Raw genomic sequence first — 15,407 nt, 5'->3', positions numbered from 1 at the left:
AGCGGATTGACGTCAACGGCGCAACGATCCCGCTCATCAACTTATTTTGACGGCGATTTCTTCGAAATGGAGCGCATGCTGCGATTGAATCGTCAAAGACATTGCGTTAGGCCAATGGTAGGGTCCGCGATGGTCCAGGGGGCGGACGGGAACAAAACGGGCAATCGAACGGCGTGCGGCGAAAACACGCATAATGATCGAAAAATCACGTTGCAATCCGGGCTCGAAACTTTACGACTAGGGGAAATACGAAAAGGAATGCGTCTGCATGGGCGACATTCCAGGGGAGCCACGACAGCATGCAGTATTTTGTCCAGCAGCTTATCAATGGGCTGACGCTGGGATCGATCTATGGGCTGATCGCGATCGGCTATACGATGGTCTACGGCATCATCGGCATGATCAATTTCGCCCATGGCGACATTTTCATGATCGGCGCTTTCACCGCGCTCATCGTTTTCCTTATCCTCGGTGCGTTGTTCTATTCGCTGCCGATCGTCGTTGCGCTGCTGATCATGATGATCGTCGCGATGCTGCTGACCAGCCTGTATAATTGGACGATCGAGAAGGTGGCCTACCGGCCTTTGCGCGGTTCATTCCGGCTGGCGCCGCTGATCACCGCGATTGGCATGTCGATTGCGCTGTCCAATTTCGTCCAGGTGACCCAAGGGCCGCGCAACAAGCCGGTCCCGCCAATGGTGTCCAAGGTCTACAACATCGAAGGCATCAGCGTCTCGCTGAAGCAGATCATCATCGTCCTGGTCACCATAGTCCTGCTGGCGCTGTTCTGGTACCTGGTCAACAAGACCTCGCTCGGTCGGGCGCAGCGCGCCTGCGAGCAGGACCGCAAGATGGCCGCACTGCTTGGCATCGACGTCGACCGCACCATCTCGATCACCTTCATCATGGGCGCCGCCCTTGCCGCCGTCGCCGGCACGTTGTTCCTGATGTACTACGGTGTGGTGGTGTTTTCCGACGGCTTTACGCCCGGTGTGAAGGCATTTACTGCCGCGGTGCTCGGCGGCATCGGCTCACTGCCCGGCGCCGTGCTCGGCGGGCTGATGATTGGCTTCATCGAAAGCATGTGGTCGGCTTATTTCTCGATCGATTACAAGGACGTCGCCGCCTTTTCCATCCTGGCGATCGTGCTGATCTTCCTGCCTTCCGGCATTCTCGGCCGGCCAGAAGTCGAAAAGGTCTGAGATCATGGCGGTTACCGTGTCTCCGGAAAGCACCGTCGTCGCCACCCCGGTCCAGCGCGCTTTTCGCGAAGCGCTCTATGCCGGCGCCATCTCGCTTGGCCTGTTCGTGCTGTTCATCGGCCTGAAGACCGACCAGAACATCTCCAACGAACTGATCCTGGTGCAGCGCTGGGGCTTGCTCGCCGGCGTCGTGATCGCCACCATGGCCGGACGCTTCCTTTACGTCGCCTATGGCCAACCCTTCCTGGCGAACCAGAAGATCGTCGACGTCGCCACCGGCCTGCTGCCGGTCAGCCTGGCTTCGCGATTCTTCCGCTTTCCCGCGTTCATCGTGGCGCTCGCCGTCGCCGTTATTCTGCTCGCGCTCAGCGGCTTTCTGACCGACGCCTTAGGGCCGGAACTTTCCGATTTCGTGCGGTTCGTGCGGGCGCTTGCAATCATCTATGCGCTGGCCTGGCTGATTTATCATTTCCGGGCCTTCATTCATGCTCATTTCTCGGCATTGGGCATAACTGCACTGGCGCTCTACCCGATCGTGGTGGTGTTGGTGCTGGCGCTATATGCCGGGTCGATGGCCGCCGGTTTCCAGGGCTCGCTGAAATATGTCGACAATTACGGCATCCAGATCCTGATCTACGTGATGCTGGCCTGGGGGCTGAATATCGTTATCGGCTTGGCCGGCCTGCTCGATCTCGGCTATGTCGCCTTCTACGCCGTCGGTGCCTACGCCTATGCGCTGCTCGGCACGCATTTCGGCCTCTCCTTCTGGATCCTGCTGCCCGCCGCCGGCCTGATGGCTGCGTTTTGGGGGGTGATGCTAGGCTTCCCGGTGCTGCGCTTGCGCGGTGACTATCTGGCGATCGTGACGCTCGCCTTCGGCGAAATCATAAGGCTGGTGATCATCAACTGGCGCGAGGTGACCAACGGCTCGGCCGGCATTTCCGGCATCCCGAAGGTGTCTTTCTTCGGCCTGATGTCGTTCAACGTCTCCGATCCGAACTACATCTCGAAGGTGCTCGGCATCGCCCAATCGGGTGCCTACTACAAGATATTCCTCTACTATTTGATCCTCGGGCTCTGCCTGCTGACGGCCTTCGTCACCGTGAGGCTCAGGCGGATGCCGGTCGGCCGTGCCTGGGAAGCGCTGCGCGAGGACGAGATCGCCTGCCGTTCGCTCGGCATCAACACCACCACCACCAAGCTCACCGCCTTTGCCACGGGCGCGATGTTCGGCGGCTTCGCTGGCTCGTTCTTTGCCGCGCGGCAAGGCTTCGTCAGCCCGGAATCCTTCGTCTTCCTGGAATCGGCGATCATCCTCGCCATCGTCGTGCTTGGCGGCATGGGCTCGCTGGTCGGCATTGCCGTCGCCGCCATGGTGATGATCGGCGGCACCGAAGTCCTGCGCGAACTGGATTTCCTCAAGACCGGCCTCAGGTGGGGCAACACTACGGTCATACCCGGTTTCGGGTCCGGCTTCACGCCGGAACTGTACCGCATGCTGCTGTTCGGCATGGCGATGGTCATCGTCATGCTGTGGAAGCCGCGCGGCTTCGTCGGCAGCCGCGAGCCGACAGCTTTCCTCAAGGTGCGCAGGGCGGTGTCTGGGTCCTTCACCAAGGAGGGACACGGCTGATGAACGCGAGCCCCTCCGTGAACAATGCCATCCTGCAGGTCGAGCATTTGTCGATGAAGTTCGGCGGTCTCGTCGCCATCGGCGACCTTTCCTTCCAGGCCAAGCGCGGCGAGATCACCGCCCTGATCGGTCCCAACGGCGCCGGCAAGACCACCGTGTTCAATTGCATCACCGGTTTCTACAAGCCGTCGGAAGGCATGATCACGCTCAACCGGCGCGACGGCTCCACGTTCCTGCTTGAACGCTTGCCGAACCATGAGATCCCGGCGCGCGCCAAGGTGGCGCGCACCTTCCAGAACATCCGCCTGTTCTCGGGCATGACGCTACTGGAGAACCTTCTGGTCGCTCAGCACAACAAGCTGATGAAGGCCTCCGGTTACACCATTCTCGGCCTGTTCGGCTACAGCGGCTACAGACAGGCTTCGGCGGAATCGGTTGAACTGGCCGAGCACTGGCTGGAGAAGGCCGACCTTGTCGACCGCGCCGACGATCCGGCCGGCGATCTGCCCTATGGCGCGCAGCGGCGGCTCGAAATCGCTCGCGCCATGTGCACCGGGCCTGAGCTTCTGTGCCTCGACGAGCCGGCCGCTGGTCTCAATCCGAAAGAATCGGCGGGGCTCAATGCGCTGCTGATGGACATCAAGGACAACACCGGCACGTCGATCCTTTTGATCGAGCACGACATGGCGGTGGTGATGCAGATTTCCGATCACGTCGTGGTGCTCGAATACGGGCGCAAAATCTCGGACGGCAACCCGCAATCGGTGCGGACCGACCCGCGCGTCATCGCCGCTTATCTTGGCGTCGACGACGAGGAGGTCGAGACGGTGCTCACCGAAGTCGGCGACGAAGATGTCATCGAGCAATTGGATACGGGCCCGGATGCCGCCCACGGCCCAGGCACATCGGCTTCGTATCTCGCCGGACCGGTTGCCGACACGGTCGGCCACAGCGAGGGCGAGCGCGTCACCGTGTCGAAAGGTGCCTCGAAAGCCGGGCAGTTCGATGCGAGGTCGAGTGCAGCAGCAAGCAAGGCGGCAGCGCAGGCCAAAGCCAAACCGACGGCGAAATCTTCTGCCGCGAAATCCTCTGCAGCAAAGCCGGCCACCAAGGCTCCGGTGAAGCCGAAGACGCCGCGCGTCTCCAATCGGCGCGGAGGGCGTAAATGATGGCCGGTACAACGCTGCTCGATATCAAGGGCGTCCAGACCTACTACGGCAACATCAGGGCGCTGAACGGCGTCGATGTCACGGTCAAGCAAGGTGAGATCGTAGCGCTGATCGGTGCCAACGGCGCCGGCAAGTCGACGCTGATGATGACCATCTTCGGTGCTCCCCGCGCCCGCGCGGGTACCATCACATTCGCCGGTACCGACATCACCCAACTGCCGACCCACGAGATCGCGCGCATGCGCATCGCCCAGTCGCCGGAAGGGCGCCGCATTTTCCCGCGCATGACGGTGATGGAAAACCTGCAAATGGGCGCCAGCCTCGACAACCTCGAGCATTATGACGAGGACGTCGAGAAGGTGTTCACGCTGTTTCCACGCCTGAAGGAACGCATTGCCCAGCGTGGCGGCACGCTGTCCGGCGGCGAGCAGCAGATGCTGTCGATCGGGCGCGCGCTGATGGCGCGGCCGAAGCTGCTTTTGCTCGACGAGCCGTCGCTCGGCCTGGCGCCGCTGATCGTCAAGCAGATATTCGACGCAATCCGCGAGTTGAACCGGACTCAAGGCCTGACCGTGTTCCTGGTCGAGCAGAACGCCTTCGGCGCGCTGAAGCTCGCCACGCGCGGCTATGTCATGGTCAACGGCAATGTGACGATGAGCGGCACCGGCAAGGAGTTGCTCGCCAATCCGGAAGTGCGCGCCGCCTATCTCGAAGGCGGCCATCACTGAGTTTCAGGAGACATCAATCATGCAGGGCATTCTCTATGAGGAACCCTCGATCTGGCAGTTCTTCTTCGTCACCTGCCTGCTCGGCGGCTGGGCGGCGTGGATGACGGGGAAGGCGTGTGCGCAGACGTGGCGCAGCTTCGCCCAGTTGTTCGCCTTCATGCTGGGGCTCGGCATCGGCATAAGGTTCATTCATCACGCGCTGTTCGGCGGAACGATGTTCTCGCTGCATTACTACATCGTCGATACCATTGTGCTGATGATCTTGGGCTTCATCGGCTACCAATACACGCGCACCAACCAGATGGTAACGCAGTATAATTGGCTTTACGAAAGAGCCTCTCTTTTGAGCTGGAAACCAAAAGGTTGACATTTATCATTAACGGCGTTTCAGGGATGAATCGGCGTGACAAGTGCCTGAAAATCGGCAAAGTACTCTTTCTGCGAGCAAGAGTGGGCATCGCATGAAAGCAACATCCACGCCCACTCGGTAAATGGGAGCGTTTCAATGAAAAAGTCACTTTTGTCTGCCGTCGCCCTGACCGCGCTTGTCGCGTTCAGCGGCAACGCGTGGGCTGACATCCTGATCGGCGTCGCCGGTCCGATCACCGGTCCGAACGCAGCGTTCGGCGCCCAGCTTCAGAAGGGTGCCGAACAGGCAGTCGCCGATATCAATGCGGCGGGCGGCGTTCTTGGCCAGCAGCTCAAGCTTGAAGTCGGCGACGACGTCTCCGATCCCAAGCAAGGCATCTCGGTCGCCAACAAGTTCGTCGCCGACGGCGTCAAGTACGTCGATGGCCACTTCAACTCCGGCGTCTCGATCCCGGCGTCGGAAGTCTACGCCGAGAACGGCATCCTTGAGATCACGCCGGCCGCGACCAATCCGAAGTTGACGGAACGTGGCATGTGGAACACCTTCCGCACCTGCGGACGCGACGATCAGCAGGGCAAGGTCGCTGGCGACTATCTCGCCGCGAACTTTAAGGATGCCAAGATCGCTGTCATCCATGACAAGACGCCTTATGGCCAGGGCCTCGCCGACGAAACCAAGAAGGCGCTCGCAGCCAACGGCGTGACTGAGGCCATGTATGAAGGCATCAATGTCGGCGACAAAGATTTCTCGGCCCTCATCGCCAAGATGAAGGACGCGGGCGTCTCGGTCGTCTACTATGGCGGCCTGCACACCGAAGCCGGCCTGATCATACGCCAGCTCGCTGACCAGGGCCTCAAGGCAACCTTCATGTCCGGCGACGGCATCGTGTCGAACGAATTGGCCTCCATCGCCGGCGACGCCGTCGAGGGCACGCTGATGACGTTCGCTCCGGATCCGCGCAAGAATCCGAACGCCAAGGAACTCGTCGAGAAGTTCCGTGCGGCCGGCTTCGAGCCCGAGGCCTATACCCTCTATTCCTACGCAGCGATGGAAATCATCGCGGCCGCCATCACCAAGACCGGTTCAGCCGATGACGCTCAGAAGGTAGCCGAGACCATCAAGTCGGCCGGCCCCTGGAAGACCGCGATCGGCGAGATCGGCTACGACGCGAAGGGCGATATCACCCGTCCTGACTACGTCATGTACACCTGGAAGAAGGGTGACGACGGCAAGTACACCTATGTCGAGAACGCACCCGGCAAATAACCGGACGTTGCTACATGAGAATGCCCGGCGCCTCGCGCCGGGCATTTTTTATGAGAGTTCCCGAAAGCCTGGATCGGAACTGCCCAGGCGTTCTTCGGATCGACACGCAATGTGTCAGCGCGATAGATCAAATTAAATCGGTTTAATCCTCTTTTCGATTTTGTTTGCACTGCAGCATTTTCGCGCTAATCATGTCCGGCAGTCCCCTTCCCCGCGTCCGGAGCCCTGTCCTTGGCAATCTCGAAGATCCTTGTCGCCAACCGCTCCGAAATAGCCATCCGCGTCTTCCGCGCGGCAAACGAGCTCGGCCTCAAAACCGTGGCGATCTGGGCAGAGGAGGACAAATACTCCCTGCATCGCTTCAAGGCCGACGAAAGCTACCAGGTCGGGCGCGGGCCGCATTTGGCCAGGGATATGGGGCCGATCGAAAGCTATCTGTCGATCGAGGAGGTTATCCGCGTCGCCAGGCTATCGGGCGCCGATGCCATCCATCCAGGGTACGGCCTGCTGTCGGAAAGCCCGGAATTCGCCGAAGCCTGCGCCAAGGCCGGCATCATCTTCATCGGGCCAAAGCCGGATACGATGCGCAGGCTGGGCAACAAGGTCGCCGCCCGCAATCTCGCAATCGAAGTCGGTGTGCCGGTAATTCCCGCTACCGATCCCTTGCCGGACGACATGGCGGCGGTAAAGGAACTCGCCAAGACGATCGGCTACCCCGTGATGCTCAAGGCGTCCTGGGGCGGCGGCGGCCGCGGCATGCGCGCCATCCGCTCCGAGGCCGATCTCGCGCGCGAGGTGATGGAAGGCAAGCGTGAGGCGAAGGCGGCTTTCGGCAAGGACGAAGTCTATCTCGAAAAGCTGATCGAGCGCGCGCGCCATGTCGAGGTGCAGGTGCTGGGCGACACACATGGCAACGCCGTGCACCTGTTCGAGCGCGATTGTTCGATCCAGCGCCGCAACCAGAAAGTGGTCGAGCGGGCGCCGGCGCCCTACCTCGAAATGTCACAGCGCGAGGAGCTTTGCGGCTACGCGCTGAGGATCGCGCGCGAGACCAGCTATATCGGCGCCGGCACAGTCGAGTTCCTGCAGGATGCCGATACCGAAAAATTCTATTTCATCGAGGTCAATCCGCGCATCCAGGTCGAGCACACCGTCACCGAACAGGTGACCGGCATCGACATCGTCAAGGCGCAGATCCACATCCTCGACGGCTTTGCCATCGGCACGGCGGAATCGGGCGTGCCGGCGCAAAAGGACATCAGGCTGAACGGCCACGCGCTGCAGTGCCGCATCACTACCGAAGATCCCGAGCATAATTTCATCCCGGACTATGGCCGCATCACCGCCTATCGCGGCGCCACCGGCTTCGGCATCCGCCTCGACGGCGGCACCGCTTATTCGGGCGCGGTCATCACCCGCTTCTACGACCCGCTGCTGGAGAAGGTGACGGCATGGGCGCCGACGCCGGCCGAGACCATTGCCCGCATGAACCGGGCGCTGCGCGAGTTCCGCATCCGCGGCGTGGCGACCAACCTCACGTTCCTCGAGGCGATCATCAATCACTCGAGCTTCGCCGACAATTCCTACACCACCAAGTTCATCGACACGACGCCGGAACTGTTCGCCAGTGTGAAGCGGCAGGACCGCGCGACCAAGCTGCTCAACTACCTTGCCGACGTTTCGGTCAATGGTCATCCCGAGACGCGCGGCCGGCCGCAGCCAAAGGCCGATGCGGCGCCACCGGTGGTGCCATATCTCAACGGCAATGTGCCTCAAGGCAGCAAGCAGAAGCTCGACGTGCTCGGGCCGGAGAAATTCGCCGCGTGGATGCGCGAGCAAAAAGAGGTGCTGGTCACCGACACGACAATGCGCGACGGGCATCAGTCGCTGCTCGCCACAAGGGTACGCACCTATGACATCGCCGGCATTGCCGGCACTTATGCGCGCGCGCTGCCACAGCTTTTGTCGCTCGAATGCTGGGGCGGCGCCACATTCGACGTCGCCATGCGCTTTCTCACCGAAGACCCATGGGAGCGGCTGTCGCTGGTGCGCGAGGCAGCACCCAACCTTGTGCTGCAGATGCTCCTGCGCGGTGCCAACGGCGTTGGCTATACCAACTATCCCGACAACGTCGTCCAGCATTTCGTCCGCCAGGCCGCTGCCGGCGGCATCGACCTGTTCCGCGTCTTCGACTGCCTGAACTGGGTCGAGAACATGCGCGTCGCCATGGATGCGGTCGGCGCCGAGGGCAGACTGATCGAAGCGGCGATCTGTTATACCGGCGACATACTCGATCCGGCGCGGGCCAAATACGATCTGAAATACTATGTCGGCCTGGCCAGGGAATTGCAGGCGGCAGGCGCCCATATCATCGCCGTCAAGGACATGGCTGGGCTTCTAAAGCCGAGCGCTGCCCGCGTGCTGTTCAAGGCGCTGCGCGAGGCGACGGACCTGCCGATCCACTTCCACACCCACGACACATCCGGCCTGTCGGCGGCAACCGTGCTGGCGGCGGTCGAGAGCGGCGTCGACGCCATCGACGCGGCGATGGATTCGCTATCCGGCAACACCTCGCAGCCGTGCCTCGGTTCGATCGTGGAGGCGCTGAAGGGCACCGAGCGCGATCCGGGCCTCGACCCGCAGTGGATCAGGAACATCTCGTTCTACTGGGAGGCGGTGCGCAACCAGTATTCAGCCTTCGAAAGCGACCTGAAGGGGCCGGCATCGGAGGTCTATCTGCACGAAATGCCGGGCGGTCAGTTCACCAACCTCAAGGAACAGGCGCGCTCGCTCGGGCTGGAGACACGCTGGCACGAAGTGGCGCAGACCTATCACGACGTCAATCTGATGTTCGGCGACATCGTCAAGGTGACGCCGTCGTCCAAGGTCGTCGGCGACATGGCGCTGATGATGGTGAGCCAGGACCTGACCGTCGCCGACGTCGAGAATCCGGCGAGGGACATCGCCTTCCCGGATTCGGTGGTGTCGATGTTGCGCGGCGATCTCGGCCAGTCGCCGGGCGGCTGGCCAAAGCCATTGCAGAAGAAGGTGCTGAAGGGCGAAAAGCCGATCACGGTGCGGCCGGGTTCGCTGCTCAAACCGGCGGACCTCAAGGCCAGTCGCACGGAGGTCGAGGAAAAGCTCGAGCGCAAGCTCAGTGAGTTCGAGTTCGCGTCGTGGCTGATGTATCCGAAGGTGTTTTCCGATTTTGCCGCCGCGCAGGAGACCTACGGGCCGGTCAGCGTGCTGCCGACGCCGACCTATTTCTACGGCATGAAGCCGGAAGACGAGATTTTCGTCGACATCGAAAAAGGCAAGACGCTGGTGGTGCGCTGCCTTGCCATGGGCGATGTCGACGAAAAAGGCATGGTCACCGTGTTCTTCGAGCTCAACGGGCAGCCGCGCCGGGTGAAGGTGCCGGACCGGGCGCATGGCGCCTCCGCCGCCAAGGCACGGCGCAAGGCGGAGCCGGGCAATGAGGCGCATGTCGGCGCGCCGATGCCTGGCGTCGTCTCGGCGCTTTCGGTGGCTGCCGGCCAGCCGGTGAAGGCGGGTGACGTGCTGCTGTCGATCGAAGCGATGAAGATGGAAACGGCGCTGCATGCCGAACGCGACGGCACCATAGCCGAGGTGCTGGTCAAGGCCGGCGACCAGATCGATGCCAAGGATCTGCTGATCGCGTTCGGGTGAAATAGGCCGGCATCAGACAGCCTTGTCGGCGCCTGGCAGCAACCCTTCATGCCGCATCGATAGCACCTTGACCCGCCGCGCCCGGTCGGGCATCGAACCGCTGCAATTCGCCGCTCGGGTCACCCCGAGTCGCGGTGAGAAAACGACGCGGAGAGAAGACTATGGCCGACGACATCATCGAGACCAGCCAGACTGTTGCCGCCGGCCAGCTGCGCGCCTTCATCGAACGCATCGAGCGGCTCGAGGAAGAGAAAAAGACGATTGCCGACGACATCAAGGAAGTGTTCGCAGAGGCCAAGGGCACCGGCTTCGACACCAAGGCGATGCGGTCGATTATCCGGCTGCGCAAGAAGGACCAGGCCGAGCGGCAGGAAGAGGAATCCATCCTCGATCTGTACAAGGCTGCGCTCGGCATGGTGTAAAGGCCGGCCTCGGCGCCGGAGACGATCGCGGGAGAAGCGGTTCTGACCATGGATTCCAGCCATGAGCGAATTCGATTTTGGCGCCCGCCGCGCCTCTGAATTCCGCCAACGCAGCTTCTGGACGCTGTTCGCGGAACGGCATCCGGATGAAAGGGCTCTGCTGGCGAGGCGCGGACCGTGGTTCTGGCAGCGTGGGCTGCCCGATTTCGCATTGGTCCTTTCCATGTACGTCGCGCCTGCGCAGAATCATGTCGGCGTCTTCTTCGGCCGCAACGAGAAGTTCGGTGCCACGCAAGCCTGGTCGCGGTTGAAGCCGTTCCAGCCGGCCATCGAAGACAGGCTGAAGCTCAGGCCAGAACAAAGTTGCGACGGCCTCGGCATCAATTCGATGTGGCGGGTGAATTGTCTTGCCGAAGACAATTGGCCGGCGATGACCGACTGGCTGGTGACGGAAGCCTCGCGTTTCGAGCGCGCGATTGCCGAAGTTCTGGGTCGGGAATAAAGCAGGGTTTCCAGACGCAATCCTTAGAATCGCTCTGGTGAGCAGAGCGAGGGAGCCGGTCGATCGATGACGATCATGTCGCGCGTTGCCGCCTTCTTCCGCTCACGCTGGTTCGGCGGCGTGCCGCTCGATCGGCTGTTCTGGCGCGACCTGGTCGTTGTCGGCACAGCGATCAACGTCGCGTCGTCGGTGGCGGCACTCATTCTGCTCGGGCTGAAGCTGCCGCTTGCGCTAGTCCTGGCGGTGCATTTCGCGCCGGTGCCCTACAATATCTTCCTGACCTTTGCCGTTTGGCGAACTGCCGGAAAATCGAGTGGCGTCATGGCCTCGCTGATGACGCTTGGCGCCACGTTGTGGCTGATCCTGGTGGTTGTGGCCTGACGATCAGGCGGCCGGATCGAATTTGAGCGCCACGCCGTTGATGCAATAGCGCAGACCGGTCGGCGGCGGGCCGTCGTCGAAGACATGGCCGAGATGGCTGCCGCAGCGGGCGCAATGGCACTCGGTGCGGACCATGCCATAGCTGCGGTCGACGGTGGTCTCGAGCGAACCCGGCACTGGGTCGTTGAAGCTCGGCCAACCGGTGCCGCTCTCGAATTTCAGCTTGGATTCAAACAAGGGCTGGTCGCAGCCGACGCAGGAGAAGGTGCCGGCGCGCTTCTCGTGCAGCAGGGCGCAGCTTCCCGGCCGCTCGGTGCCGTGGTTGCGCATCACCGCATATTGCTCGGGCGTCAGCCGGGCGCGCCATTCGGCATCGGTGCGGGTAACGGGGTAGGTGTGGCTGTCCATTTTTTCCTCTTAGCTTATCTCGCTATTTGGGTTGCCTTCCCAACTTCGCCTGAAATAGGCATTTGTTACGGCGTTTGCCCGTATTTCCTATCCCGTTGCAAAGAATTCCTCAGGCGATGGCCGCGAGATAGCGCGCAACCGATGCTGAAAATGCCGCCTTTGCATCTCCGATGACGTTCTGGTTCCACCATGCGCCGTAGATATGGTCGAACGCGAAAGGCTCCAGCGCGGCCTTGATGCCGTGCACCTTCGTCGCGTTGAGCGGGATATAGTTCGGATAGCTGTACATGAAGCTGACATGACGGCGGGTCGGCGTCACCTGCAGGATGTCGCCGGCCAGGATGGCATTGCCGGCATCGCGCTTCCAGTGCAGCACCTGGCCACCGGCAAAGTGGCCGCCGCAGCGGATGAGCGTCAGCGACGGGTTTATGGCGCGCATCTCGCCCTCCCAACTGATGATTGCCGGATGCGGCCGCATGATCCACTGACGATCATCGGCGTGCAGATAAATCGGCACGCCGCCAAACGCCGCGCTCCATTCGACCATTGCCGAATAATAATGGCAGTGCGAAATGGCGATGGCGGCCAGGCCGCCCCGGCGGTTGATCTCCGCCACCGCCTCGTCGCTTACCATTGAGATGCAGTCCCACAGCACATTGCCGTGCGGCGTTTGCGCCAGCAATGCGCGCTGGCCGATGGCGAAGCGCGGCTCGATGCCGAAGGCGAGCACGCCGGCATCATCCTTGATCACGAGCCGATGCCCGGCGGCGAGCTCTTCCGGCGTGGTCCAGGCCTGGCCCTCCCAGCGCACATATTGCCGCTCGTCCTCGCAGATCGGGCAATGTCGCGGCGGCGTCGCTGTCGCCGCGAACTGGACACCGCATTGCAGGCAAAGGAAACAGGTCGACCGTCCTGTTTTGCGTGGATCCATTCAGTGCTTCCTTGAAAGTTGCTTCGTCGCGGCTTCGAGGCCGGCGAGCGTCAGCGGAAACATGCGGCCGCCAAAGATATCGCGGATCATGGCAATCGAATGGGTATAGCCCCAGTTCTTCGCGTCTTCCGGATTGAGCCAAATGGCGTTCGGCCATTGCTGCAGCAGCCTGTCGAGCCAGACGGCACCGGCCTCCTTGTTCCAATGCTCGACCGAGCCGCCGGGTTGGGCGATCTCATAGGGGCTCATCGAGGCGTCGCCGACGACGATCACCTTGTAGTCGGGGCCATATTTATGGAGGAGATCGAAGGTCGGAATCACCTCGGCATGGCGGCGGCGATTGTCCTTCCACACGCCTTCGTAGAGGCAGTTGTGGAAATAGAAATATTCGAGCTGGCGGAACTCGGCGCGGGCGGCCGAAAACAGCTCCTCGACGCTCCTGACATGGTCGTCCATCGAGCCGCCGACATCGAAGAACATCAGCAGCTTCACGGCATTGCGACGTTCGGGTTGTGTCTTAACGTCAAGATAACCGTGCTCGGCGGTGGCGTGGATGGTGCCGGGCAGGTCGAACTCCTCTTCGGCGCCTTCGCGCATCCAGCGGCGCAAGCGCTTCAGCGCGACCTTGATGTTGCGGGTGCCGAGTTCGACGGCATCGTCGAAATTCCTGAACTCGCGCCTGTCCCAGATTTTTACCGCGCGGCGGTTGCGGCTCTCGTGCTGGCCGATGCGCACGCCTTCGGGATTGTAGCCATAGGCGCCGAAGGGCGAGGTGCCGCCGGTGCCGATCCATTTCGAACCACCCTGATGTCGGCCCTTCTGCTCCTCCAGCCGCTTCTTCAGCGTCTCCATCAACTTTTCGAAGCCGCCCAGCGCCTCGATCAGCTTCTTCTCCTCATCGGTCAGGTGCTTTTCGGCGAGCCTCCGCAGCCATTCCTCCGGGATGTTTGCGACATCGACCGGGTTTTTGCCAGCCTGCGCCTCGACACCTTTGAAGATGTGCGAAAAGACCTGGTCGAAGCGGTCGATGTGGCGCTCGTCCTTCACCAGAGCGGCGCGGGCGAGATAGTAAAAGCCCTCGACATCATAGTCGACCAGCCCGGCTTCCAGCCCCTCCAGCAGCGACAGATATTCGCGGAGCGAGACCGGAACCCGCGCTGCCTTCAGTTCGAGGAAGAAGGGGATGAACATCTCACCGTCTACAGCAGATCGTACTCGATGAAGCCGGTCCTGCGCGCCACGTGGTCGTAGAGCTTGCGTGCGGTGGTGTTGGTCTCGTGGGTCATCCAGTAGACGTTCTTGACACCGATCTTGCCGGCTTCCTGTTTGACCGCTTCGATCAGGGCGGCGCCGACGCCCTTGCCGCGCACATCGGGGTCGGCGAACAGGTCCTGCAGATAACAGTTGTTTATCTGCGACCAGCAGGAGCGGTGGTAGAGATAGTGCGTCAGGCCGACGGCCTTGCCGTCGAGGGTGGCGATGAAACCCTTTGGCTCGAACTCGCCCGCCGTGAACAGCCGCTTCCAGGTGACGGCATAAACCGCTTCCGGCAGCTTGGTTTCGTAAAAGGTGAGATAGGCGGTCCACAGACGCCGCCAATTGGTATGGTCAGATTGCGCCAATGGGCGGACGGTGATCTCGGTCATTTCGTTTCCCTCTGAAGTCGGCAACCTGAAGCTGCCTCCGTGCCCGGCTAGAGGCAACGGTCCAGCACCGGGAAAGCGCTGTCCGGTGACTTCGTGGGCTTCCGGCCGACCGGCCCCTCACCCCTGCCGTCTCGCCATGAAGGCCAGGCGCTCGAACAGATGCACGTCCTGTTCGTTCTTCAGCAAGGCGCCGTGCAGTTTGGGCAGCGCGTTCTTCGGGTCGGCGCGCAGGTCCTCGGGCGCGATGTCGTCGGCGACCAGCAGGCGGATCCAGTCGAGTGCCTCGGAGGTCGACGGCTTCTTCTTGAGGCCCGGCACGTCACGGATTTCATAGAATTGTGTGAGTGCGGCGCGCACCAGGTTCTGCTTGATGCCGGGATAGTGCACGTCGACGATTTTGTGCAGCGTCTCGACGTCGGGAAAGCGGATGTAGTGGAAGAAGCAGCGGCGCAGGAAGGCGTCCGGCAGCTCTTTTTCGTTGTTGGAGGTGATGATGACGATCGGCCGGACGGTGGCACGGATGGTCTCGCCGGTCTCGTAGACGAAGAACTCCATCCGATCCAGTTCCTGCAACAGATCGTTGGGGAACTCGATATCGGCCTTGTCGATCTCGTCGATCAGAAGCACGACTTTCTTGCCGGCAGCAAAGGCGTCCCACAGCTTGCCGCGCTTGATGTAATTGCGGATGTCGTTGAAGCGCTGGTCGCCGAGCTGGCTGTCGCGCAGCCGCGAGACGGCATCATATTCATAGAGGCCCTGCTGCGCCCGCGTGGTCGATTTGACGTGCCATTCGATCAGATCCAGGCCGAGCGCCGCCGCCACCTGGCGGGCAAGTTCGGTCTTGCCGGTACCGGGCTCGCCCTTGACCAGCAACGGCCGCTCCAGCGCGATCGCCGCGTTGACCGCCACCATCAGATCCTTGTCGGCAACATAGGCTGCCGTGCCTTCGAAACGCATTTTTGCTCCCGGATTCATCGCGCGACCCTAAGGACGCGGCCTTCGCTGTGCAAGGCGCTGCTGGCAAAGCGGGAATCTTGCCGGCGCGACCCTCGTCGAGCG

General features: G+C 61.8%; 14 protein-coding genes and 1 pseudogene. 10 read left to right on the top strand and 5 right to left on the bottom strand.

Annotated elements, in window-relative coordinates; translation table 11 throughout:
* The first annotated feature begins 299 nt into the window (after window positions 1-299).
* The 10 genes and pseudogenes from NKI58_RS02435 to NKI58_RS02390 all read left to right on the top strand — a co-directional run bounded on the left by NKI58_RS02435 (window position 300) and on the right by NKI58_RS02390 (window position 11,363).
* Window positions 300-1,202 carry a branched-chain amino acid ABC transporter permease gene (locus tag NKI58_RS02435; protein ID WP_023678052.1) on the top strand — a complete coding sequence of 301 codons (903 nt, stop codon included), beginning with the start codon at window positions 300-302 and terminating at the stop codon, window positions 1,200-1,202.
* A gap of 4 nt (window positions 1,203-1,206) precedes the next feature.
* Window positions 1,207-2,835 (top strand): high-affinity branched-chain amino acid ABC transporter permease LivM, encoded by a 1,629-nt coding sequence (gene livM, locus NKI58_RS02430; protein ID WP_023678051.1) that lies wholly within the window; start codon window positions 1,207-1,209, stop codon window positions 2,833-2,835.
* Window positions 2,835-3,995, top strand: a pseudogene (locus tag NKI58_RS02425) (ABC transporter ATP-binding protein); the annotation flags it as partial. The gene livM and the pseudogene NKI58_RS02425, both read left to right, overlap by 1 nt.
* 8 nt (window positions 3,996-4,003) lie before the next feature.
* A complete protein-coding gene (locus NKI58_RS02420; RefSeq protein WP_023678049.1) occupies window positions 4,004-4,732 on the top strand; it encodes an ABC transporter ATP-binding protein in 729 nt (242 codons plus the stop codon).
* Window positions 4,733-4,751: 19 nt separating this feature from the next.
* Window positions 4,752-5,099, top strand: coding sequence for a DUF6867 family protein (locus NKI58_RS02415; RefSeq protein WP_023678048.1), 348 nt, complete (start codon window positions 4,752-4,754; stop codon window positions 5,097-5,099).
* A gap of 138 nt (window positions 5,100-5,237) precedes the next feature.
* Window positions 5,238-6,368: a branched-chain amino acid ABC transporter substrate-binding protein gene (locus NKI58_RS02410; protein ID WP_023678047.1), complete on the top strand. Its 1,131-nt coding sequence runs from the start codon at window positions 5,238-5,240 to the stop codon at window positions 6,366-6,368.
* Between the two features lie 231 nt (window positions 6,369-6,599).
* Window positions 6,600-10,058, top strand: coding sequence for a pyruvate carboxylase (gene pyc, locus NKI58_RS02405; protein WP_352783072.1), 3,459 nt, complete (start codon window positions 6,600-6,602; stop codon window positions 10,056-10,058).
* Between the two features lie 161 nt (window positions 10,059-10,219).
* Window positions 10,220-10,480, top strand: a complete 261-nt coding sequence (locus NKI58_RS02400) for a DUF2312 domain-containing protein (protein WP_023678045.1) — start codon at window positions 10,220-10,222, stop codon at window positions 10,478-10,480.
* A 61-nt stretch (window positions 10,481-10,541) separates the two neighbouring features.
* Window positions 10,542-10,982 carry a hypothetical protein gene (locus NKI58_RS02395; RefSeq protein WP_352644588.1) on the top strand — a complete coding sequence of 147 codons (441 nt, stop codon included), beginning with the start codon at window positions 10,542-10,544 and terminating at the stop codon, window positions 10,980-10,982.
* 66 nt (window positions 10,983-11,048) lie between these two features.
* Entirely contained in the window at window positions 11,049-11,363 is a 315-nt protein-coding gene (locus NKI58_RS02390) for a hypothetical protein (RefSeq protein ID WP_023678043.1), read from the top strand.
* A 3-nt stretch (window positions 11,364-11,366) separates the two neighbouring features.
* Here the strand turns inward: NKI58_RS02390 and msrB are convergent, their stop codons facing one another.
* The 5 genes from msrB to NKI58_RS02365 all read right to left on the bottom strand — a co-directional run bounded on the left by msrB (window position 11,367) and on the right by NKI58_RS02365 (window position 15,305).
* Window positions 11,367-11,771 carry a peptide-methionine (R)-S-oxide reductase MsrB gene (gene msrB, locus NKI58_RS02385; protein ID WP_352569565.1) on the bottom strand — a complete coding sequence of 135 codons (405 nt, stop codon included), beginning with the start codon at window positions 11,769-11,771 and terminating at the stop codon, window positions 11,367-11,369.
* A 109-nt stretch (window positions 11,772-11,880) separates the two neighbouring features.
* Window positions 11,881-12,702, bottom strand: a complete 822-nt coding sequence (locus NKI58_RS02380; RefSeq protein WP_352590027.1) for an MBL fold metallo-hydrolase — start codon at window positions 12,700-12,702, stop codon at window positions 11,881-11,883.
* The gene (locus NKI58_RS02375; RefSeq protein WP_352783077.1) at window positions 12,703-13,893 is read right to left on the bottom strand and encodes a vWA domain-containing protein; all 1,191 of its coding nucleotides are present in this window, start codon (window positions 13,891-13,893) and stop codon (window positions 12,703-12,705) included.
* A gap of 8 nt (window positions 13,894-13,901) precedes the next feature.
* Window positions 13,902-14,348, bottom strand: a complete 447-nt coding sequence (locus NKI58_RS02370; RefSeq protein ID WP_352634248.1) for a GNAT family N-acetyltransferase — start codon at window positions 14,346-14,348, stop codon at window positions 13,902-13,904.
* 117 nt (window positions 14,349-14,465) lie between these two features.
* On the bottom strand, window positions 14,466-15,305 hold the full coding sequence (locus NKI58_RS02365) for an AAA family ATPase (protein ID WP_352783081.1): 840 nt from the start codon (window positions 15,303-15,305) through the stop codon (window positions 14,466-14,468).
* Window positions 15,306-15,407 lie beyond the last annotated feature (102 nt).

The organism is Mesorhizobium sp. M0522 (genome assembly GCF_040321085.1).
GTDB lineage: Bacteria > Pseudomonadota > Alphaproteobacteria > Rhizobiales > Rhizobiaceae > Mesorhizobium.
Note: the sequence above shows the minus strand (reverse complement) of the source record. Positions and strands in the feature narration are given on the sequence as shown.

Excerpts from the sequence above, each read along its gene's own strand:
- NKI58_RS02395 (WP_352644588.1), top strand. The coding sequence starts at position 10,542 with ATGAGCGAATTCGATTTTGGCGCCCGCCGCGCCTCTGAATTCCGCCAA.
- NKI58_RS02420 (WP_023678049.1), top strand. The coding sequence starts at position 4,004 with ATGGCCGGTACAACGCTGCTCGATATCAAGGGCGTCCAGACCTACTAC.
- livM (WP_023678051.1), top strand. The coding sequence starts at position 1,207 with ATGGCGGTTACCGTGTCTCCGGAAAGCACCGTCGTCGCCACCCCGGTC.
- NKI58_RS02415 (WP_023678048.1), top strand. The coding sequence starts at position 4,752 with ATGCAGGGCATTCTCTATGAGGAACCCTCGATCTGGCAGTTCTTCTTC.
- NKI58_RS02380 (WP_352590027.1), bottom strand. The coding sequence starts at position 12,702 with ATGGATCCACGCAAAACAGGACGGTCGACCTGTTTCCTTTGCCTGCAA.
- NKI58_RS02390 (WP_023678043.1), top strand. The coding sequence starts at position 11,049 with ATGACGATCATGTCGCGCGTTGCCGCCTTCTTCCGCTCACGCTGGTTC.
- NKI58_RS02370 (WP_352634248.1), bottom strand. The coding sequence starts at position 14,348 with ATGACCGAGATCACCGTCCGCCCATTGGCGCAATCTGACCATACCAAT.
- NKI58_RS02400 (WP_023678045.1), top strand. The coding sequence starts at position 10,220 with ATGGCCGACGACATCATCGAGACCAGCCAGACTGTTGCCGCCGGCCAG.
- NKI58_RS02375 (WP_352783077.1), bottom strand. The coding sequence starts at position 13,893 with ATGTTCATCCCCTTCTTCCTCGAACTGAAGGCAGCGCGGGTTCCGGTC.
- NKI58_RS02410 (WP_023678047.1), top strand. The coding sequence starts at position 5,238 with ATGAAAAAGTCACTTTTGTCTGCCGTCGCCCTGACCGCGCTTGTCGCG.
- NKI58_RS02365 (WP_352783081.1), bottom strand. The coding sequence starts at position 15,305 with ATGCGTTTCGAAGGCACGGCAGCCTATGTTGCCGACAAGGATCTGATG.
- msrB (WP_352569565.1), bottom strand. The coding sequence starts at position 11,771 with ATGGACAGCCACACCTACCCCGTTACCCGCACCGATGCCGAATGGCGC.
- NKI58_RS02435 (WP_023678052.1), top strand. The coding sequence starts at position 300 with ATGCAGTATTTTGTCCAGCAGCTTATCAATGGGCTGACGCTGGGATCG.